The organism is Pseudomonadales bacterium, from assembly GCA_013215025.1.
Taxonomy (GTDB): Bacteria; Pseudomonadota; Gammaproteobacteria; order Pseudomonadales; family DT-91; genus DT-91.
On the sequence record JABSRR010000038.1, the window covers coordinates 1 to 19472 of the forward strand.

Annotated in this window: 18 protein-coding genes; 9 read left to right on the forward strand and 9 right to left on the reverse strand. The window is 47.3% G+C overall.

Annotated features, from left to right (window positions below):
• Positions 1 to 525, reverse strand: a 525-nt coding sequence (locus tag HRU21_04455; protein NRA41543.1) for a symmetrical bis(5'-nucleosyl)-tetraphosphatase, incomplete at its 3' end; no start/stop codon positions are given.
• Between the two features lie 115 nt (positions 526 to 640).
• Here HRU21_04455 and HRU21_04460 point away from each other — a divergent pair.
• A complete protein-coding gene (locus tag HRU21_04460; GenBank protein ID NRA41544.1) occupies positions 641 to 1795 on the forward strand; it encodes an efflux RND transporter periplasmic adaptor subunit in 1155 nt (384 codons plus the stop codon).
• A gap of 41 nt (positions 1796 to 1836) precedes the next feature.
• Positions 1837 to 4968, forward strand: coding sequence for an efflux RND transporter permease subunit (locus tag HRU21_04465; protein NRA41545.1), 3132 nt, complete (start codon positions 1837 to 1839; stop codon positions 4966 to 4968).
• 38 nt (positions 4969 to 5006) lie between these two features.
• On the opposite strand, the gene HRU21_04470 is transcribed toward HRU21_04465, so the two are convergent.
• Complete coding sequence (locus HRU21_04470; protein NRA41546.1) at positions 5007 to 5972, reverse strand: polyprenyl synthetase family protein; 966 nt, start codon at positions 5970 to 5972, stop codon at positions 5007 to 5009.
• A gap of 324 nt (positions 5973 to 6296) precedes the next feature.
• Here HRU21_04470 and rplU point away from each other — a divergent pair, with 324 nt between their 5' ends.
• From rplU to HRU21_04490, 4 genes are all read left to right on the forward strand, one after another.
• Positions 6297 to 6608 carry a 50S ribosomal protein L21 gene (rplU, locus tag HRU21_04475; protein NRA41547.1) on the forward strand — a complete coding sequence of 104 codons (312 nt, stop codon included), beginning with the start codon at positions 6297 to 6299 and terminating at the stop codon, positions 6606 to 6608.
• Between the two features lie 41 nt (positions 6609 to 6649).
• Positions 6650 to 6904, forward strand: coding sequence for a 50S ribosomal protein L27 (gene rpmA / locus HRU21_04480; GenBank protein ID NRA41548.1), 255 nt, complete (start codon positions 6650 to 6652; stop codon positions 6902 to 6904).
• Between the two features lie 145 nt (positions 6905 to 7049).
• Positions 7050 to 8255, forward strand: coding sequence for a GTPase ObgE (obgE, locus tag HRU21_04485; protein NRA41549.1), 1206 nt, complete (start codon positions 7050 to 7052; stop codon positions 8253 to 8255).
• Positions 8255 to 9394 carry a glutamate 5-kinase gene (locus tag HRU21_04490; protein NRA41550.1) on the forward strand — a complete coding sequence of 380 codons (1140 nt, stop codon included), beginning with the start codon at positions 8255 to 8257 and terminating at the stop codon, positions 9392 to 9394. The genes obgE and HRU21_04490 overlap by 1 nt, the downstream gene beginning before the upstream one ends.
• Positions 9395 to 9647: 253 nt before the next feature.
• Here HRU21_04490 and rpsT read toward each other — a convergent pair whose 3' ends face one another.
• From rpsT to HRU21_04515, 5 genes are all read right to left on the reverse strand, one after another.
• On the reverse strand, positions 9648 to 9911 hold the full coding sequence (gene rpsT, locus HRU21_04495; GenBank protein ID NRA41551.1) for a 30S ribosomal protein S20: 264 nt from the start codon (positions 9909 to 9911) through the stop codon (positions 9648 to 9650).
• Positions 9912 to 10003: 92 nt separating this feature from the next.
• Positions 10004 to 10447, reverse strand: a complete 444-nt coding sequence (locus tag HRU21_04500) for an acyl-CoA thioesterase (protein ID NRA41552.1) — start codon at positions 10445 to 10447, stop codon at positions 10004 to 10006.
• Between the two features lie 129 nt (positions 10448 to 10576).
• Positions 10577 to 11008, reverse strand: a complete 432-nt coding sequence (locus tag HRU21_04505) for a diacylglycerol kinase (protein NRA41553.1) — start codon at positions 11006 to 11008, stop codon at positions 10577 to 10579.
• 129 nt (positions 11009 to 11137) lie between these two features.
• On the reverse strand, positions 11138 to 11986 hold the full coding sequence (gene nadE / locus HRU21_04510) for an ammonia-dependent NAD(+) synthetase (protein NRA41554.1): 849 nt from the start codon (positions 11984 to 11986) through the stop codon (positions 11138 to 11140).
• Positions 11987 to 12104: 118 nt separating this feature from the next.
• A complete protein-coding gene (locus HRU21_04515) occupies positions 12105 to 12965 on the reverse strand; it encodes an outer membrane protein assembly factor BamD (protein NRA41555.1) in 861 nt (286 codons plus the stop codon).
• Positions 12966 to 13114: 149 nt separating this feature from the next.
• On the opposite strand from HRU21_04515, the gene rluD reads away from it, so the two are divergent.
• Positions 13115 to 14095 carry a 23S rRNA pseudouridine(1911/1915/1917) synthase RluD gene (gene rluD, locus HRU21_04520; protein ID NRA41556.1) on the forward strand — a complete coding sequence of 327 codons (981 nt, stop codon included), beginning with the start codon at positions 13115 to 13117 and terminating at the stop codon, positions 14093 to 14095.
• A 3-nt stretch (positions 14096 to 14098) separates the two neighbouring features.
• Entirely contained in the window at positions 14099 to 14845 is a 747-nt protein-coding gene (gene pgeF, locus HRU21_04525) for a peptidoglycan editing factor PgeF (protein ID NRA41557.1), read from the forward strand.
• Positions 14846 to 14890: 45 nt separating this feature from the next.
• Here the strand turns inward: pgeF and HRU21_04530 are convergent, their stop codons facing one another.
• Together HRU21_04530 and HRU21_04535 are read right to left on the reverse strand one after the other, a co-directional pair.
• The gene (locus tag HRU21_04530; protein NRA41558.1) at positions 14891 to 17125 is read right to left on the reverse strand and encodes a YgiQ family radical SAM protein; all 2235 of its coding nucleotides are present in this window, start codon (positions 17123 to 17125) and stop codon (positions 14891 to 14893) included.
• Between the two features lie 154 nt (positions 17126 to 17279).
• Positions 17280 to 17927: a class I SAM-dependent methyltransferase gene (locus HRU21_04535; protein NRA41559.1), complete on the reverse strand. Its 648-nt coding sequence runs from the start codon at positions 17925 to 17927 to the stop codon at positions 17280 to 17282.
• 84 nt (positions 17928 to 18011) lie between these two features.
• Between HRU21_04535 and waaA the strand changes: the two genes are divergently transcribed.
• Positions 18012 to 19331 (forward strand): lipid IV(A) 3-deoxy-D-manno-octulosonic acid transferase, encoded by a 1320-nt coding sequence (waaA, locus tag HRU21_04540; protein NRA41560.1) that lies wholly within the window; start codon positions 18012 to 18014, stop codon positions 19329 to 19331.
• Positions 19332 to 19472 lie beyond the last annotated feature (141 nt).

Below are 19472 nucleotides of genomic sequence, written 5' to 3' on the forward strand. Positions count from 1 at the left end.
GCGTAAACGATTTATGCCGCTTAATTCACTGTGCCAATAATCCGGCGTATTGCCATACATCTGGCGAAAAAACTCAGGCGCTTGATCGCTTTGAAGCACATGGCAGACCTCATCGTTAAGTTGCTGCGCCGTATCGAAGTCCCACTGCGGGTGAATGCCAGCATGCGCCATCGCGATAGTGTGCTGGTGCACAAACAATGGCTGTGTTAATAACCAGTTGATCAATACATCTTTGTCGCTAGCGTTGAGAATGTCGTTGAAAGTATCTGATTTTTTCGGTGCTCGGTCAGTTAGCGCGCAGGCTAATAAGTGCAGGTCATGATTACCTAAAACAAGCTGAATACAGTGATGCTGACGATCTAAATCATAAAGGTATCGTAAAGTTGCTAGTGATTCTGGACCTCGATTCACTAAGTCGCCCGCTAACCAAAGCTGGTCGCTATGCGGGTTAAAATTAACCTGTTTCAGTAATTCGATAAGTGGTGCAATACACCCTTGTAAATCACCAACGACAAAAGTAGCCATGAACTGATTAAAACGCTATCCTTTTAAAACTTATCTCACATTAACATAATCGAATAAGTTTGAGTATTGACGCTTTGGCAGTGCGTCAAACTGATAATTGCGAAAAGGGATGCATATGTTGAAATTTACCGTATTTTCTGGCTTTTTTGCTGTGTTACTGCAGCTCACGGCATGCGGGGGTAAGAGTGACGAAGTGACTGCGCCAAGCTTGCCTGAGGTTGTCACTGAAGTTGCGGCGCTGTCTCCCTACAATGGCCAGTACCGTTTTGTTGGCCGTTTGGAGTCTCGTGAGAAAGTGGATATTTCTGCACAGGTGTCAGGCTTTATTGTTAGCCGAAGCTTTACCGAAGGGCAGTGGGTCAATGCCGGCGATGTGCTGTTTGAAATTGATAATGAGCCGTTTACCGCCGACTTGGCCAAAGCTGAGGCACAGCTGGAAGCGGCNCAGGCAAAGTTTACTACCAACAAGCGTAACTTTCTGCGCAGCCAAAAATTGGTCAAATCAGGNACCATCTCGCAAGCCGATTTTGACCGATCTGAAGGTCAATACTTAGATGCCAAGGCAAATGTGACCTTAGCTGAGGCACAAATCAAGTCGGCTCAGCTTAATCTAGACTATGCTACGGTAACCTCGCCGATTGCAGGCTATGTTGGCGCAAAATCGGTCGACGTAGGCGATCTGGTGGGGCCGCAGTCTGCCGCCTTAACCACGGTAAAAAGTCTTGACCCGATTCAGGTGTCCTTTAAGGTAGATGAAAATACCTATTTAATGGCCAAGCGTCAGCGTATGGAGCAGGTAAAAGCGGGTGCGTCGCCAGAAAAAGTAAAAGTGTTTGTAGAATTAAGCGATGGCGAGGCTTATCCAGACGCCGGTGAAATCACTTTTATCGACAATCATATCGACTTACAAACGGCAACAATTGCTATGCGTGCTGATATCCCAAATGCCGATGGCTTTCTAGTGCCAGGTCAGTATGTTAAGGCGATTGTGAAAACTCCAACCGTGCGTGATGTGGTGCGAATTTCACAGGCAGCGCTCATGAAGGATCAGCAAGGTGACTACTTATTTTCTGTCGATGCCAATAGCACGGTACAGCGACGCAATGTCACAGTGGGTGATCGAGAAGGCACAAATGTATTTATCTTGTCGGGTATTGAGCCTGGTGAGCGCATCATTATTAAAGGCTTGCAGTCAGTTCGACCCGGTTTGCAAGTGAGTATTTTAGATCCCACTCAGGCTGCTGATGCGGCAGCGTCAGACACGCCTTAACCCATTTTTATCTAATACTGCATCAAAGGGCGCTAACGACCATGATCAGCAATTTCTTTTTGACACGTCCCAAATTTGCCCTGGTGATTTCGATGATTATCACCATTGCTGGTTTGATTTCTCTCTCCATCTTGCCGATTGCCGAATATCCGCATATTGCACCACCCCAGGTGGTGGTTGCAGCACAGTACCCCGGTGCATCTTCAGAAGTCATTGAACAAACTGTGGCGGGGCCGATTGAGGATGCCGTGAATGGTGTTGAGGGTATGACTTATATGCGCTCAATTAGCTCGAATGCCGGTAGCTATAGCTTGGCGATTTCTTTTGAGCTTGAGCAAGATGCGGATATGGCCTTAGTGAGAGTGCAAAATGCGGTGAAAACGGCCGAGCCAAAACTGCCTGCCGATGTCAGAAAGTATGGTTTGTCTATCGCTAAACAGTCGCCCGATATGCTAATGATTGTGAATCTGAATTCACCTGATAGTTCGCTCGATTATCTGTTTATGTCGAATTATTCAAAAATCAATATTGAGCCAGCGCTGCAGCGTATTCCCGGCATCGCCTCGGCGGTCACTCTTGGTGCCGCTGACTATTCTATGCGTTTATGGTTAAACCCAGAAAAAATGGCGTCCTTGGGAGTCACGGTTGCTGATGTTCAGCAAGTCTTGCAAGAACAAAATATACAGGTGCCGGTCGGGCGTGTTGGTGCACCGCCCTTTGCCGCAGATGTATCTACTGAATATGCCTTGCGAGCCAAGGGGCGTTTAACCGATAAAGACGAATTTGAATCGATCGTGGTTCGCTCTGCCAATGATGGCTCGCAAATCTACATGCGCGATATTGCAAGAGTTGAGCTCGGGCAGGCCAGTTATGCGGTGTTAGGCGAGCTAGATAATAAGCCTGCGATCAACGTTGCCCTATATTTAACGCCTGATGCGAATGCGCTGGCCTCGGAAGAGATGGTGATTGCAAAAATGCAAGCGCTTGAGCAAAACTTTCCTGACGGTTTGACCTGGCAGGCAAGTTACAACACCACGCGTTATGTGCGTGTCTCTATCGATCAGGTTATTGAAGCGCTGTATGAGGCGGTTGTATTGGTAATTCTGGTTACCTTTATGTTTTTAGGTAGCTTACGCGCGACATTGGTGCCGGCAATTGCGATTCCAGTATCCTTGATTGGTACTTTTGCCGTGTTAAACCTTCTCGGTATGAGTATCAATACTGTAACCTTATTTGGTTTGATATTGGCGATCGGTATTGTGGTTGATGATGCCATTCTGGTTATCGAAAACGTTGAGCGACGCATGCACAACTTCCCCGATGAAACCCCCGTGCAGGCAACGCGAGCAGCGATGTCTGAAGTAACTGGCCCGGTCATCGCCACGACCTTAGTGTTGTTAGCGGTGTTTGTGCCGGTAACCTTACTGCCCGGTATCAGCGGGCAGATGTATTCGCAAATTGGCTTAACGATTTGTATATCAGTATTGATATCAAGTATTAATGCGCTGACTTTAAGCCCAGTTTTATGCTCTTTATTATTAAAGCCAGATATGAAGCCGGCCAAGTGGTATCAGGCTTTTAATCGTATTTTTGATCGCATTACGCAGGCTTATGGCCGTGGTGTCAGTTTTTTCATTCGCCGCTCCGTGGTTACTGCGCTGGTATTTGTTGCCGTGATTGCCATCATGGGTCATGGCTTTCGCTCGGTACCGCAAGATTTTGTGCCTTATGAAGATAAAGGCTTATTCATTGTTTCTGTGCAGCTGCCGGATGCATCGTCATTGTCTCGCACCCAGGACGTTGTGAAACAAGTTGAAACTATCTTGCAAGAGGATGAATATGTCGAGTCGGTGACCGCGATCACCGGCTATGGCATTTTCACCGGTGCTTCACAGTCTAACTCGGCTGTTATGTTTGTAGTGATGAAGCCCTGGGATGAGCGCTTTGCTGACGGTATGCAAGGTATTGTGTTTAACTCAATAAAGCGCGTCAATCAGCGCGCTGCTCGTGAAGTGTTAGAGGCACAGGTGATGGCCATCCCTGCGGCGCCTATTCCTGGTGTTGGTTCTACTGGCGGGATTGAGTTTGTTTTAGAAGACACCTTAGGTCAGGACTATGCCTTATTATCTGAAAATTTACGCGATCTCGTTATCGATAGTAGCCAGCAAGCTGCGGTAGAGACCGCCTTCACGGCATTTAGAGCCAATGTGCCACAATATTTTATTGATGTTGATCGGGTTAAGGCCAAGACTTTAGGTATTTCGTTAACAGAGATTTTTGCTACTTTGCAAAGTCAATTGGGCTCAAGCTATATCAATGACTTCAATAAATTTGGCCAGACCTACCAAGTTATTATGCAGGCGGACAGTGAGTTCCGCGATGCGATTGATGATCTGGACAAATTTTATTTGCGTTCGCAGTCGGGCGAGATGATACCGCTGACTAATTTAGTTGCGATCGAGCCCGTTTTAGGTCCTGAAAATGTTTGGCGATACAATAAATTTCGTGCGGGTATTATCAATGCCAATGTGGCGCAAGGTTATGCGACGGGTGAAGCCATTCAAGTATTTGAACAGCTGGCTGAGTCTTTGCCAGGCAGCTTTCGATATGAGTGGACAGGGCAGGCCTTTGAGCAGTTAAAAGCTGGCAATATGGCGATTATAGCCTTCGCACTGGCACTGATTTTTATCTACTTATTTTTAGTCGCGCAGTATGAAAGCTGGTCGATTCCTATCTCTATTCTGATGGTGTTGCCGATTGCTCTGGCAGGCAGCATGGCCGCTTTATTAGCGGTAAACCTATCGTTAAATCTCTACGTGCAGATTGGTTTAATTTTATTGATTGGCATGGCCTCGAAAAACGCCATTCTGATTGTTGAATTCGCTCGAGTGCAGCGCGAACAGCATCAACAAGATATTGCCGCCGCAGCTGAATACGCAGCAACTTTGCGCTTTAGGGCAATCAATATGACCGCCTTATCGTTTATTTTAGGTATCTTACCCCTGGTATTTGCTAAGGGTGCGGGCATGTTTTCGCAAATGTCCTTAGGTATCACGGTTTGCGCCGGCATGTTGGCAGTATTGTTACTGGGTACGTTTTTAATCCCTTGCTTTTATGTCTGGATACAAACGCTGAGAGAATACTTGAAACAAAAACTGTTCGGCGCTGCATAGCTGGCGCCTGCGCAATCATTTTGCAGACAAGGCAAGGACTATTTGACTCGATTAAGCGCCATGTCAGCTAGGTCAACCAGGGCTGTCTTGGCAGCACTGTCGTCAATCAGCTGCAAGGCATGCTTGGCCTGATCGACATACTGATTGGCAAAACGTTTGCAATATTCTAAGGCGCCGTGTGTTTGAATCAGCTGTGAAATTTGCTCAATATCGGCACTGCTTTTTTGCTCGATAGCGTTGGCTATAAGTGCTGCATCTGAGGCTTTTGCATGGGCCATGGTATAGATCAACGGTAAAGTCGGTTTACCCTCGTTCAAATCATCACCAACATTTTTACCCATGATGGCAGCATCGCCTTGATAATCTAAAATGTCATCAGCCACCTGAAACGCAATGCCCAAGGCTAAACCATAGTCGTACATAGCTTGTTGCTCAGGCGCTGGACGATTGAGCAGCATCGCGGTCCCTTGTAGCGCAGCGGCAAATAAAATGGCGGTCTTGTCGGTAATGACCTGCAAGTAGTCAGCTTCTGTTGTCGAGCTGTCTCCGGCTTTGCTGAGCTGCAGTACCTCACCTTCAGCTATTTGATTAGTCGTGTTACTCATCAGCTGCATGAGGTCCATGCTGCCAATCTTTACCAGCATTTGAAAAGCACGCGAATAAATGAAGTCGCCAACTAAAACACTGGGTGCATTGCCAAATGCTGCATTCGCGGTTGGTTTACCTCGTCGCAATTCTGACAAATCGACAACATCATCATGCAATAGGGTGGCGGTATGAATAAATTCAATCACGGCTGCAAAGGCAATAATATCCTGAGGCGTTGCTGACTGACTAGTTCGGCTAACAAGTAAGGCCAACAGCGGTCTAAGTCGTTTACCGCCAGCATCGGTAATATAGTGGCCAATATTTTCTACTAAATCGACACGCGATTGCAGTTGCTCAACTATTAATCGGTCTAACTGAGTGATTTCTGCTTCTAGCAGCAGTCGAATCTTGTCCATCATGGTAAAACTACGTTAACTTTGCCAATATCCCATATTGCTTAGCACGACTTGAAAATTGCAGCGCTAGCAGCGGTTTGCTTGCCTACTTGAGAGTGCTAATAGCGGGCTATTTTAAAGCTTTTTGCTGGCCATTTCTTGTATAAATTGATGGCAGATGATTAAACATGAAAACACTTGTCAGCCTGTGTTTTTTTGCATACAATGCCCGCCCTCAGAAAACTGACATTGGTCAGTGCCTATCAGCGCCGAGCACTGGAGCGTGGTTTTTAGCTTGAGGTTGCCAATAGGCTGTTAAATAAATTTCGTATAGAGAATGTAACTATGTACGCAGTGATTAAAAGTGGTGGTAAACAACACCGTGTAGTTGAGGGTGAAACCCTTAAGCTTGAAAAAATTGACGCCGCAACCGAGGCAAGTATTGAGTTTGACGAAGTACTTATGGTTGGCGAAGGCGCAGACGTTAAAATTGGTGCGCCAGTGGTTGAAGGTGCAAAAGTGACGGCAGAAGTCGTTGCTCATGGTCGTCACAAAAAAGTAAAAATTGTGAAATTTAAGCGTCGTAAGCACCACATGAAACAAATGGGCCACCGTCAGTGGTTCACCGAAGTAAAAATTACCGGCATCCAAGCATAAAGCTTTTTGCTTAACCGAAACTGATTTAAGGAGTATCAATCATGGCTCATAAGAAAGCTGGTGGTAGTACGAGTAACGGTCGCGATAGTATTAGTAAACGCCTTGGTGTGAAGCGCTTTGGTGGTCAGGCAGTAGTGGCTGGAAATATTATCGTTCGTCAACGTGGCACTAAATTCCACGCAGGTAATGGCGTTGGCATGGGTAAAGACCATACCTTATTTGCGACCCAAGATGGCGCAGTAAAATTTGAAGTGAAAGGTCCTAAAAACCGCAAATACGTTTCTGTTGTTGCATAAACTCGGTTTGTAGTTCCCGACCCCGCCTTGCTTATGCATCGCGGGGTTTTGTTTTTTTAGTGTTATAGTTTTGCTAAATTGATCGTCTTAGTCGTATGATCAATAGCCCGTTCACGTCTGCTTCACGTGGCCTTAGAGGATTATTATGAAATTTGTTGATGAGTCCGTGATTAAAATTAGCGCTGGCAATGGTGGCAATGGCTGCATGAGCTTTCGACGTGAAAAATACATTCCCAAAGGCGGCCCTGATGGCGGTGATGGTGGAAAGGGTGGCTCGATTATCTTAGAGGCTGACGAGGCGCTTAATACGCTGGTTGACTATCGCTATCAACCGCTCTATCGCGCGCAGTCAGGTGAGCCAGGTAAGGGCAGAAACTGCTCAGGAAAAGCTGGCGAAGATTTGGTGTTGAAAGTGCCTGTTGGTACAGTCGCGTTTGATGACGAGACCCAAGAAATGATTGGTGATTTAACTCAGCCTGGTGATCAGCTGCTGATCGCCAGAGGCGGTAAAGGGGGCTTAGGTAATACCCATTTTAAATCTTCAACCAATCGCGCACCGAGGCAAACTATACCTGGCACGGCTGGTGAGGCTCGGGAAGTCCGTTTAGAGCTTAATGTGCTGGCTGACGTGGGTCTACTGGGTTTACCCAATGCGGGCAAATCGAGCCTGATTCGTGCTATCTCATCGGCTAAGCCTAAAGTAGCTAATTATCCGTTTACTACTTTAACGCCCAATCTCGGGGTTGTAAAAATGGGTCAATATCGCAGCTTTGTAGTAGCGGATATACCCGGTTTGATCGAGGGGGCGGCAGAGGGTCATGGTCTAGGAATTCGCTTTTTAAAGCATATCGCGCGCACACGCTTGCTGCTGCATATTGTTGACCTGTTGCCATATGAGGGCACGGCTGAAGAGCATGCCGCGGTGATTGTGTCAGAGCTTATGCAGTTTAGCCCCACTTTGGCTGAGCGAGATCGCTGGCTGGTGCTTAATAAAGCCGATCTGATTAGCGATGCAGACGCGCAGGCCAGTGTCGAGCGTATTATTGCGGCGCTTGATTGGCAGGGTCCCGTATATGTTATCTCGGCCTTAGGTACTGAGCATAAAGCTGCGCTTGATCAGCTTTGTTATGACATTATGGCTTACATCGAAGACTATCGAGACCAGCTCGAGCAGGCAGATTTTGCCGAAGCGCAAATGAACGAGCTGCGCCAAGTACAGCAGGAAGGGCGTGAAACGATTATGCGCGCCCGCGATTTGGCGCGAGCCAAGCGATCTGCAGATGCCAGTGACGATGACTGGGATGATTGGGATGACGATGACTGGGATGTTGATGTGGAGTACGTGCAGTAATGCGAACAGAAGCTCAAAACTTAGCTTTGGCGAATGCAAAACGGATTGTGGTAAAAATTGGCAGCGCATTGCTTACCGATGATGGTAAGGGTCTAGATAATCAGGCTATCGTCGACTGGGTTGCACAAATGGCTGAACTGATTGCCAAGGGTAAAGAGTTGGTTATCGTCTCTTCTGGTTCAGTCGCTGCTGGCATGGTGCGGCTGGGTTTGCAGCAGCGGCCAGAATCACTGAGTGAGCTGCAGGCGGCTGCGGCAGTGGGTCAAATGCGACTGGTGCAAAGTTGGGAGAGCGCATTTAGTCAGTTTGCTAAACATACTGCACAAGTGCTGTTAGTGCATGATGATTTATCGAATCGTCCGCGCTATTTGAATGCTAGAAATACCTTACAGACACTGATTCAGCTCGGTGTTATTCCTATCGTCAATGAGAACGATACGGTTGCAACCGAAGAGATTCGTTTTGGTGATAACGATACATTGGCAGCAGCAGTGGCCAACTTGATAGATGCCGATCTGCTGGTGATCTTGACCGATCAAGATGCTATGTATACCAAAGATCCTCGGCATTTTGCTGACGCAGAACCTATTTTTCAAACCCCGGCCAATGATGCTAGGCTGCTCAGCATGGCCGGTGGTGGCGGTGAATTAGGTCGTGGCGGTATGACAACCAAGGTTCAGGCCGCACGGCTTGCTTCTCGTTCAGGCACCGATACAGTTATTGTTGGTGGCCGGCTGCCACAGGTATTGCTGGAGCTCATGGATGCAGACAAAAATGCATCGCTTGGCACCTTACTTAAAAGTGATCAGGCGACGCCTCTCGAAGCGCGTAAGCTATGGTTGGCTAGCTTGACGGCTGTAGCGCAGATTGAGCTGGATACGGGTGCTGTGCGGGCTGTTCGACAAGGTGGTGTTTCAGTACTGCCGGTCGGCGTTTCGGCGATCAAAGGGCAGTTTAATAAGGGCGATATTGTCGAGTGCGTAGATGCATTGGGTGAGCCGATTGCTAAGGGGCTGATTAATTACCCCAGCACTGACGCAGCCAAGCTTTTAGGCCAAAAAAGTGAGGATATGGTTCGACTGCTGGGCTACCGAGTCGCAGATGAGTTAATGCACTGTGATAATCTCATCTTGTTATAGCTTAAAAAGCTCGGCGTAGGCGGCGATAAATAGTTACCCATAAATAGTAATACAAATGAGTAAGTACAAAAAAGCAGGCGATCAGCCTGCTTTTTTATGGTAATAAGCAATAATTTGACTAAGAGCTAAGCTATTGAGTTTACCGAAAACACTTGGTTCATTGGGCTAGCTTAGATTAGGGCTGCGATAAGAGCTGCTGAGTTTGTCGTTATCTTTAACCGTTGCAGCTCTTGCTCTTGCTCTTACAAGAAAATTAAGCGAGTGCTTTGATTTGAGCGTTTAGGCGGCTCTTGTAACGTGCAGCTTTATTCTTGTGAAAAATACCTTTGTCTGCCATACGGTCTAGCACAGGNACCATTTCAGCATAAGCCTCGGTGGCGACGGTTTTGTCACCTGCAGCAATCGCCGAAATAACTTTTTTGATATAGGTGCGAACCATAGAGCGCTGGCTTGCATTACGGGCACGACGCACGACTGCTTGGCGAGCACGTTTTTTTGCTTGTGGAGAATTTGCCACGGTGTTTGTCCTCTCAGTTTAGCGATATTGTCGCTAGAAAAAGTGTAGATAAAAATCAAGGTCGCAAATTATTCATATTTGCACCAGTCTTGTCAATCAAAACCTTTGTCTTCAGGCGGGAATAATGAGGCAAAACAAGGGCTCACCGGTTCTAGGCGTTTCAGCTGATAATTAAAGTGCAGCATCGCAGTTTTTGCTATGGCAACTAAGCGTCCATCAGCCTTTTTGCTGACGCGGTACAGATAGTCACAGCCAAAGCGCGAAAAGTCTGCGGCGGCCACTTCAATGATAAGTTCATCACCATAATGTGCCTCTGCTTTATAAATCACGGCTAGATCGGCGTTAATAAAATTTTCACGCTGAGTCACGCTTTGAGACCAGTCTAGGCTTGCTGAAAAACGAGTTCTAGCCTCGTTGAGCATGGCTACTAAATGCTCATTAGCCAAATGATTAGCGCGGTTCACGTGTTGAATAAGTACTGGGATTTCTGTCTTAAAAGAAAATGATTTGGGAAGCTCGATGCTGAGTTTTGCCATAATAGGAGTCTGCAGTCATTTAAAGAATAATGAGATGGATGGTTCTAGCTTTAATCAGCAGTGATTATTAAGCAGTGCTATTTATCTGATGTGCTTTGTTTTCTCAAGTTCTGTTCATGCTGAGTATTGCTAGCCAAAGCGCTGCCATGCTACTAAGGTCCAGCAAATTACAGCCAGCACTAAGCTAAACATGACAGCTGCTGAGCCCATATCCTTAGCTCGTCCTGAGAGTTTGTGCTGCTCATCACTGATGCGGTCAACAACCGCCTCAATGGCAGAGTTGATTAACTCAATAATCACGATCAAAAACAACGGCAGAATTAATATGATTTGCTCAAGTGCAGTTTGACCTAACCAAAATGCCGCAGGCAACAATAGCAGTATAAGGCTTAATTCTTGCCGAAATGCAGTTTCATGAGTCCATGCTGCGCGTATGCCTTTTACCGAATATAGGCCAGCCCAAATAATCCGTTTGAGACCTTTACGGCCTGGTTTATTGCTGAGACGGATAGACGCTGATTCGTTACTTGCTGAATTCTTTGTGCCGGAATAACCTTTCATAAAAAGCCTTAGACGCTAAAAATTATGTCAAAGAAAGTAAGTATCAGTATTAACTGCCTAATGATGTTGAATTAGGCGCGTGAAATAGTGATTGTAAGCAATCAGTCGAATATCGGTCATCGAATATGCTTAATCGTATATGGTTGGGATAGGCTGACGCTTATGCTCAGTTCGGTTATAAATTTTCACTAAGGATTGTTCAACATTGCTGCTGACTGATTTGCCTTCGAGAAAATCATCAATTTGATCATAGCTTAAACCCAGTGCCGACTCATCCGCTTTTTGTGGGTTGAGGGTCTCAAGATCAGCAGTAGGGGCTTTTTCAATTAATGTATTTGGGCAGCCTAAAAAGCTGGCAATCTGCCTCACCTGTCGCTTGCTCAAGCCAAACAATGGGGCAATATCGCAGGCGCCGTCGCCCCATTTAGTATAAAACCCAGTAATATTTTCAGCAGAATGATCTGTGCCGAGCACCAAGCCGCCACCGGGCAAAAGGGCAGCCAGTTCATATTGCAAAACCATTCGTGTTCTTGCTTTAACATTACCTTTGGCGAAATCAATTTGGTGTTCGCTCTGCTGTTCAAGTAGGCCAAGTGACTGTAATGCTTCAGTGGTTTCTTGGTGGATGCTATCGGCGCCTTGCTTAACGTTGAGCGTGGTCGTTAAGCTTGGCTGAATAAAACCAATGGATAGTTGGGCGTCGTCTTCATCGAGTTGGCTGTCATAAGGAAGGCGTACCGCGACGAACTTGAAATCTGTGCAGTCTGCTGCGGTATTTAATTTATTGACGGCGAGCTGCGCTAAGCGGCCACAGGTAGCAGAATCAATGCCGCCGGAAATACCTAATACTAAGTTTTTACAGCCAGAGGCTTGAAGCTGGTCGGCAATGAATTGACTGCGTCGTTCAACCTCAGCGGCTGGGTCGATCTCAGGTAAAACACGCATGGCTTGGATAATTTCGGGGCTGTTAACAAGCATATACATCAACCGCTGTGATAAAAACTTAGCTGATTTTAAACCAAATTGGCTAAAAACCAAGCGCCAATCCGGCGAATATTGGCTGCAAAGATTGCAGTCTAGTCACAAACTCAAGGTGCTAGCTGCGGCGATTATCAAATGCTGGTGGGTTTGGCTGGCTAAACACACGCGTACCGGTGTTTTCTAAGCGCCAAGCTTCCGCCTGCTCAAGCTTAAACTCACTGTTCAGCTGACCATTGTCGGCAATCGCCTCATGACCGGGATAGTTTTGTTTTAGCAGCGACAGACTTTGAGCTGATAAATCATTCATACCTAATAGGCTGTAGGCTTGAGCCATGACCGCTAGCCCATCACTGACGGCAGGAGATTCTTGAAAATTCTCAATCACGTATTTTCCGCGGTTAGCCGCAGCAAGATAGGCCCCGCGCTTGAAATAATAATTGGCAACATGCACTTCGTGTCTGGCCATCAGATTGCGTAAAAACCGCATGCGGCCTAATGAGTCTGCAGCAAAGCGGCTGTCTGGAAATTTATTCACCAGCTCTGAAAAGTCGTTATACGACTCTTGTGCCAGTCCTGGGTCGCGCTTGGATAAATCGATATTGAAAAACTTATCTAAGGAGCTGCGATTCATATCAAAACGCGCTAGGCCACGATAATAGTAAGCATAGTCAACTTCTGGGTGATCAGGGTGCAGTCGGATGAAGCGGTCTGCCGCAGTCATCGCCAATTCGTAATCATAGGCCTGATAGTAAGCGGTGATGATTTCAAGCTGTGATTGTTCAGCATACTGGCCAAACGGGAAACGGGTTTCTAACATTTGGTAGAGTTCGGCCGATTGAGCGAAGCGACCATCAATCATTAGCCTGCGGGCTTGTTCATACAGCTGATCTTCGCTGTAATAGTCATATTGTGATTTACCTTGCCCGGCACAGAAGCTTAAAAGTAAGCATAAAAATAGGGAGGCTAAGCGCTGCATAGTAAAACTCTAATTAAGGTGTCATTGTTATTCTTCGAGGTACAATATTTAAGCATATCTTGCTCGGCAACCCAAGGTAAACTGCGTTATAGGCCGACAAATTTGTTATTTGCCATTATAATGATCGGCTGTTTTTGAGAAAGAAAGCTATGTCTGCAAGTGAATCGATTCAATTAACCGCGTCTGTTCCAGAATCTATGGATCAACTTCGGCTTGATAAAGTCGCAGCCACTTTGTTTGCGCAATACTCCCGCTCGCGGATTCAAACTTGGATCAAGCAAGGCGCTTTAACGGTTGATGGCGAAGTACTGAAAAGCAAAGACAAAGTGTGTTTAGGTCAAACCTTGCAGATCAATGCCGTGCTGACAAAAGAGGTCGATGATGCAGCTGCGCAACCGATCGGTTTAGATATTATCTATGAAGATGATAGTTTAATCGTGCTGAACAAGCCGGCGAATTTAGTCGTACACCCTGCGGCGGGTCATCGTGATAATACCTTATTAAATGGTTTATTATTTCATTGTCCACAACTTGAGCAGTTACCCCGTGCTGGCATAGTGCATCGCCTTGATAAAGACACAACAGGCTTGATGGTCGTTGCCAAGACATTGGCCGCTCACAATGCATTAGTGACACAACTGCAGGCGCGAACCGTTAGCAGACAATATTATGCGCTGGTTCAGGGGGTAGTTACTGCCGGCGCTACAGTCAATGCCAATCTGGGGCGACACCCCAGCCAGCGACAAAAGCAGGCGGTGCTTGAATTTGGTGGCAAAGAGGCAGTTACTCATTATCGTGTCGTAGAAAAGTATCGCGCACATACCTTGGTACGTTGTCAATTAGAGACGGGGCGCACGCATCAAATCCGGGTGCATATGGCCCACGCTAGATTCCCTTTACTGGGTGATAAACTGTATGGTGGCAGGCCAAAGCTGCCCAAGGCTGCTAGTCAGGATCTGATAAAGGCATTGCAGGGCTTTCCTCGCCAAGCTTTGCACGCGTTTAAGCTGGGTCTGAATCATCCAGAAGATGATCAGTACTGCGAGTGGGAAATTCCTATCGCTGATGACATGCAGTCTCTACTAGCAGTCGTTAAGCAAGAGAGCGAAGCATATAATCAAGAGATGTAGCGTATGAGTTTTATTCGAGCCAGTTGGTCTGCGCCCGATGCCGTTGTGGCCGGCGTCAGTAACCGCTATGGCGGTGTTTCATTACCGCCCTTCAATAGTTTTAATCTGGCATTACACGTTGGCGATGATCAGGTCGCGGTGAATGCCAATAGAGCCTTACTTGCGCAGCATCTTCGCCTGCCAGCGCAGAATATTCAATGGCTGGATCAAGTGCACGGTGGCAAAGTTATTGTGGCCGATCGCAACAGCCTCGCCACAACGCCGCGTGGTGATGCATTGGTAACCGCTGTGCCCGGTATTGCGTTGGCAATTATGACGGCTGATTGTTTGCCGATCTTACTCACCGATCCGCAGGGTAAGCAGGTTGCAGCTATTCATGCAGGTTGGCGTTCACTGGTCTCAGGTGTTATTGATAGTACGGTGGCTGCTATGCACGCTGAGCCTCAGTCTTTGCTCGCCTGGTTGGGGCCTGCTATTGGGCCGCGACAATATGAGGTAGGTGAGGACGTTAAAGAGGCGTTTTTGAATAGCGATTTTGGCGAGAATGCGCTCAAGGCCTTCAAGCCGGTTGCCGGACATGAGTATAAGTATTATGCAAATTTGTATCGACTTGCAAAAATGCGATTGCGCCAGCTAGGCGTAACTCATATTACGGGCAGAAAGTACTGCACTCTGAGTGAGCAGCAATGGTTTTCTTATCGTCGCGATGGTGAAACCGGCCGCATGGCCAGTTTTATCATGATTCGCTAAGTGTCGTTACCAGTTACCAGCTAGCAGTGACAAGTTTCATTACAGCTATCGACGTTTTGATTTGCTGTGTCTGGTGCTGGCCTTTTTGCCGCCGTTATCTCTCGGTGGTAAGCCTGTATGCTGCGTAAGGAATCGCTGTCCTCGTCCTGCTAAGCCTCTGGGCTGATCGCGCGGAATCAAATGTCGTTTACTATTACCAATCAAATCTTCACGCCCTAGACGCTTTAACTCTTCACGTAGCATCGGCCAATTTTCAGGATCGTGGTAGCGCAAAAAGGCTTTATGCAGGCGGCGCTGCTTTAAGCCTTTAGGGATAAACACTTTCTCCCCGTCCAGTCGTCTTAAGGGGTCATACTCGCTATAGTACATGGTGGTTGCACTGGCCATTGGCGAGGGGTAAAACGTTTGCACCTGGTCGGCGCGAAAACCATTTTGCTTGAGCCAAACGGCAAGCAGCATCATATCTTTGCTGGTGGTGCCAGGGTGAGCCGCAATGAAATAAGGTATTAAGTACTGCTCTTTACCAGCCTCTTTCGAGTACTTATCGAAAAGCCGTTTAAACTCGTCGTAAGTGCCCATGCCAGGCTTTAGCATTTTTGACAATGGGCCGTCTTCGGTATGTTCTGGGGCAATTTTGAGATAGCCGCCAACGTGATGTGTGACAAGCTCTTTCACATACGCTGGCGTTTTAACCGCTAAGTCGTAGCGCAGGCCTGAGGCAATTAATACGCGTTTTACACCGTCAATATCACGAGCTTTTTGGTAAAGCTCAATCAGCGGTGTTTGGTCGGTATTCAGATTGCTGCAAATGCCAGGGTAGACGCAGCTTGGCCTGCGGCAGCTGGCTTCAATTTTTTCATCAACACAATGCAGACGCCACATATTGGCTGTCGGCCCGCCAAGATCAGAAATCGTGCCGGTAAAGCCAGGGGTCTTGTCACGAATATTCTCAATTTCGCGCAAGATGGAATCTTGCGAGCGATTTTGAATAATCCGCCCTTCGTGCTCGGTGATTGAGCAAAATGAGCAGCCACCAAAACAACCGCGCATAATATTGACGGAAAAACGAATCATATCGTAGGCAGGGATTTTAGCATCGCCATAATGACTATGTGGCTTGCGCGTGTAGGGCAGTTCAAACACCCAATCCATTTCTTCAGTGCTGAGCGGCGTCGGTGGCGGGTTAACCCATACCAGCTTGTCGCCATGACGCTGAACCAAGATACGGGCATTACCAGGGTTGGTTTCTTGGTGGAATACGCGTGAGGCGTGGGCATAAAGCGCTTTATCTTGCTTGACTTGTTCGAAATCAGGCAGGCGAATGATCGCGTTCTTACTGCGAAAGGGCTTTTTTGCTGCCGGCTTGGTATTCAGCTTCGCCATATCCATGACCTGAACGGCATTAGATGTGGCTGATGCAGGCTGTTGATTAGCGGTATTGTAGGCGCAGCTAGTATTTTCAGTCGATGCGGCGCTAGAGCTGTCGGCTTGGTCGGTATTTTCGCTTTGATACGGTGAGGGAATCTCATCAATTCGGCCTGGCATATCAATCTGAGTTGAATCAACGATTTGGCGATCATCTGGCAACTGTGGCGCTAAAAACGCGGTGCCGCGAATATCACTAATGTCGCTTATGGATTCACCTTGCGCCAAGCGGTGGCTGATCTCGATGATGGCGCGTTCAGCATTACCAAATACGAGCATGTCGGCTTTTGCATCAACTAACACGCTGCGTCTAACTTTATCACTCCAATAATCATAATGGGCGAGTCGTCGGAGGCTTGCTTCGATGCCGCCCAAAACAATTGGGCAGTGCTTATAGGCCTCGCGGCAGCGTTGAGCGTAAACCAATGTGCTTCTGTCTGGTCGTTTGCCACCCGTGCCGCCTGGAGTATAGGCATCATCTTTACGGACTTTATGGTCAGCGGTATAGCGATTTATCATCGAGTCCATATTGCCGGCGGAGACGCCAAAAAATAGATTCGGCTCGCCTAGCGCCATAAAAGCTTGTTTATCGCGCCAATCAGGCTGCGCAATAATGCCGACACGAAAGCCCTGTGCTTCAAGAGCGCGGCCAATTACTGCCATGCCAAAGCTTGGATGGTCGACATAGGCGTCGCCGCAAACGATGATGATGTCACAGCTATCCCAACCTAATGCATCCATCTCTGCGCGGCTCATCGGTAGTTCAGGTGCAGGGCCCAAGCATTCAGCCCAAAACTTTCGGTAGCCGTAAACGGGTTGCAGGTCTTTTGGAGGCTCGATTCGCGGAGTTTGCATGACTGTGCTATGTGGGTAAAACAAATGAGAAGAAATTATAGCTGATCTGCAGGTGATGACCTAGTGCTTTAAATAGCCTGCACGTAAGGGAAGCCAGCTGTTTAGCTGGCCTAAATATGAAAACTTTAGGACTCTGTTAACTTAGCAAATGTGCTTAAAAGTGACTGCTTTGCACGCGCCGTAAAATACCCAAGGTGTTCACCACCTCAACTTCTTCAAACAGGCCAGAAGCGATAGCCAGTCGATAAATCGTGATCGGTGCCTGGCCGCCCTCATCAGGATTGGGGAATAAATCGTGAATCGCCAAAAATCCGCCAATTTTGACATGCGAGGCCCAGCTTCGATAATCCATATGCGCAGCCTCAAAGGAATGGCCGCCATCAATGAATACAAGGTCAAGCGCGGTATTCCAGCTGCGTGCTGCTGCCTGCGAGCTTGCTACAATCGGCACCACGGTATCTTCTAAATTCGCGGCGCGCATGTTTTTACGGAATTCCTTAAAGGTATCCATCAGTGCAATGCTGTTGTCATACAAATCTGGGTCATGATATTCCTCGCCCAGTTGGTGTTCCTCTGAGCCTCGGTGATGATCGACAGCATAAACTGTATTCTGATTTTGCTGTGCCGCAGCGCCAAGATAAATCGTGGATTTACCACAGTAGCTGCCGACTTCTAAAATCGGTGCCCGAGCATTAGCGGCAAGCTGATAAAGAGCTGCGGCTTCGTCTTCAGCAAGAAAGCCCTTCACTTGGTCGAGATTGATGGGTAGTGATGAGGCGTCAAACCTCGCAGATAGATTCATTGTCATAGCAGGATTTTTGTCTTGTAAGAAATTTGTCTGGTGAGTAAAACCTTAAAGTATATCAGTTTGTAGGCGCTTCTTGCTATGATAATGCTATTGCTACTAGGCAGGCATGATTTGCCAACAGAGAGAACCCGATTGAGAGCTATTTACAGTATTTGTCTAAGCCTTTTATTGCCGCTAATCATCGCGAGACTGTTTTGGCTTGGACGAAAGAACCCTGCTTATAGGCAGCGCATTGCCGAGCGATTTGCCTGCATTCCACAGCGTAATTCAGAGCAACCTTTAATTTGGCTGCATGCAGTGTCGGTCGGTGAGACTATTGCTGCAACGCCGTTAATTAACAGTCTCTTGCAACATCACCCTGATTGGCAAATATGTGTCACGACGACGACGCCAACGGGGTCTGACCGAGTAAAAGCGGCATTTGCGGATAAGGTATTGCATGTCTATATGCCCTATGATTTGGGTTGGATTATTCGTCGTTTTATTAAGCGATTGTCTCCACAAATGTTGATCGTTATGGAAACTGAGCTTTGGCCTAACACGCTAGCTTGTTGCAAAGCTAAAGGGATTGCGACAATTTTGGCAAACGGTCGCTTGTCGGCAAAATCGGCAAAAAATTATGCGCGTGTTTTACCGTTGGCTCGTAGCATGATGCGAAACCTCAGCTTTGTGGCAGCACAGTCAAACGCCGATGCAAAACGGTTTCGATGGCTTGGCGTGGATAAGCATCATATGCAAGTGACCGGCAGTATAAAGTTTGATATTGAGCTTAGTCAGTCAGTTCGCGATAAAACACAATTGCTGCGTGAAAGCTTAGCCATTGACGCGAGAAAAGTTGCGGTTTTTGCCAGTACTCATGCCGGTGAAGATGAGCTGATTTTGCCAATGATCAAGCGCCTACAATTATTGGACCCTGATTTTTTGGCGATTATGGTGCCCAGACATCTTGAGCGCTTTGATGTGGTTGCCTCGCTGGCCGAACAGCAAGCGATAGATTATCAGCGGCTATCCGACAATGCTGCGGTGCGGCCAGAGTGCGCCTTACTACTGGCAGATACTATGGGTGACTTACTGGCGATCCTTGGCGTGGCAAAGATATGCTTTGTTGGCGGAAGTCTGATTGCGCACGGTGGACATAATTATCTCGAAGCGGCGGCTTGGCGCCTGCCGATTATAACTGGCCCTTCAACTTTTAACTTTCAATCGATTGCCCAAAAGTTAGATGCCGCTCAGGGCTTGTATATTGCTAAAGATGCGATCGAAGTTGAGATGCAGTTTGAGTCTTGGCTGCGGCCAGAGCGCGATTTATCCGTTTCGGGCGATGCCGCTTACCGCGTGTTTGCTGCCAATCAAGGCGCATTAGCCAAGCTAGAACAGCATATTGTGTCATATATGTAGCTATGTAAGTATTTAAAAGCTTGGCCTGGATTGGCTTAGTTTAGCTTAGCTTGGCTTGGCTTGGCTTGGCTTGGAGTAATTAAACGCAGTGATAAAGAGTTAAAGACAGCCATTGTTTAAGGCTTGAAAACTTATCAGCCT

Excerpts from the sequence above, each read along its gene's own strand:
- HRU21_04465 (NRA41545.1), top strand. The coding sequence starts at position 1,837 with ATGATCAGCAATTTCTTTTTGACACGTCCCAAATTTGCCCTGGTGATT.
- HRU21_04470 (NRA41546.1), bottom strand. The coding sequence starts at position 5,972 with ATGGACAAGATTCGACTGCTGCTAGAAGCAGAAATCACTCAGTTAGAC.
- rplU (NRA41547.1), top strand. The coding sequence starts at position 6,297 with ATGTACGCAGTGATTAAAAGTGGTGGTAAACAACACCGTGTAGTTGAG.
- rpmA (NRA41548.1), top strand. The coding sequence starts at position 6,650 with ATGGCTCATAAGAAAGCTGGTGGTAGTACGAGTAACGGTCGCGATAGT.
- obgE (NRA41549.1), top strand. The coding sequence starts at position 7,050 with ATGAAATTTGTTGATGAGTCCGTGATTAAAATTAGCGCTGGCAATGGT.
- HRU21_04490 (NRA41550.1), top strand. The coding sequence starts at position 8,255 with ATGCGAACAGAAGCTCAAAACTTAGCTTTGGCGAATGCAAAACGGATT.
- HRU21_04500 (NRA41552.1), bottom strand. The coding sequence starts at position 10,447 with ATGGCAAAACTCAGCATCGAGCTTCCCAAATCATTTTCTTTTAAGACA.
- HRU21_04505 (NRA41553.1), bottom strand. The coding sequence starts at position 11,008 with ATGAAAGGTTATTCCGGCACAAAGAATTCAGCAAGTAACGAATCAGCG.
- nadE (NRA41554.1), bottom strand. The coding sequence starts at position 11,986 with ATGCTTGTTAACAGCCCCGAAATTATCCAAGCCATGCGTGTTTTACCT.
- HRU21_04515 (NRA41555.1), bottom strand. The coding sequence starts at position 12,965 with ATGCAGCGCTTAGCCTCCCTATTTTTATGCTTACTTTTAAGCTTCTGT.
- rluD (NRA41556.1), top strand. The coding sequence starts at position 13,115 with ATGTCTGCAAGTGAATCGATTCAATTAACCGCGTCTGTTCCAGAATCT.
- pgeF (NRA41557.1), top strand. The coding sequence starts at position 14,099 with ATGAGTTTTATTCGAGCCAGTTGGTCTGCGCCCGATGCCGTTGTGGCC.
- HRU21_04530 (NRA41558.1), bottom strand. The coding sequence starts at position 17,125 with ATGCAAACTCCGCGAATCGAGCCTCCAAAAGACCTGCAACCCGTTTAC.
- HRU21_04535 (NRA41559.1), bottom strand. The coding sequence starts at position 17,927 with ATGAATCTATCTGCGAGGTTTGACGCCTCATCACTACCCATCAATCTC.
- waaA (NRA41560.1), top strand. The coding sequence starts at position 18,012 with ATGATAATGCTATTGCTACTAGGCAGGCATGATTTGCCAACAGAGAGA.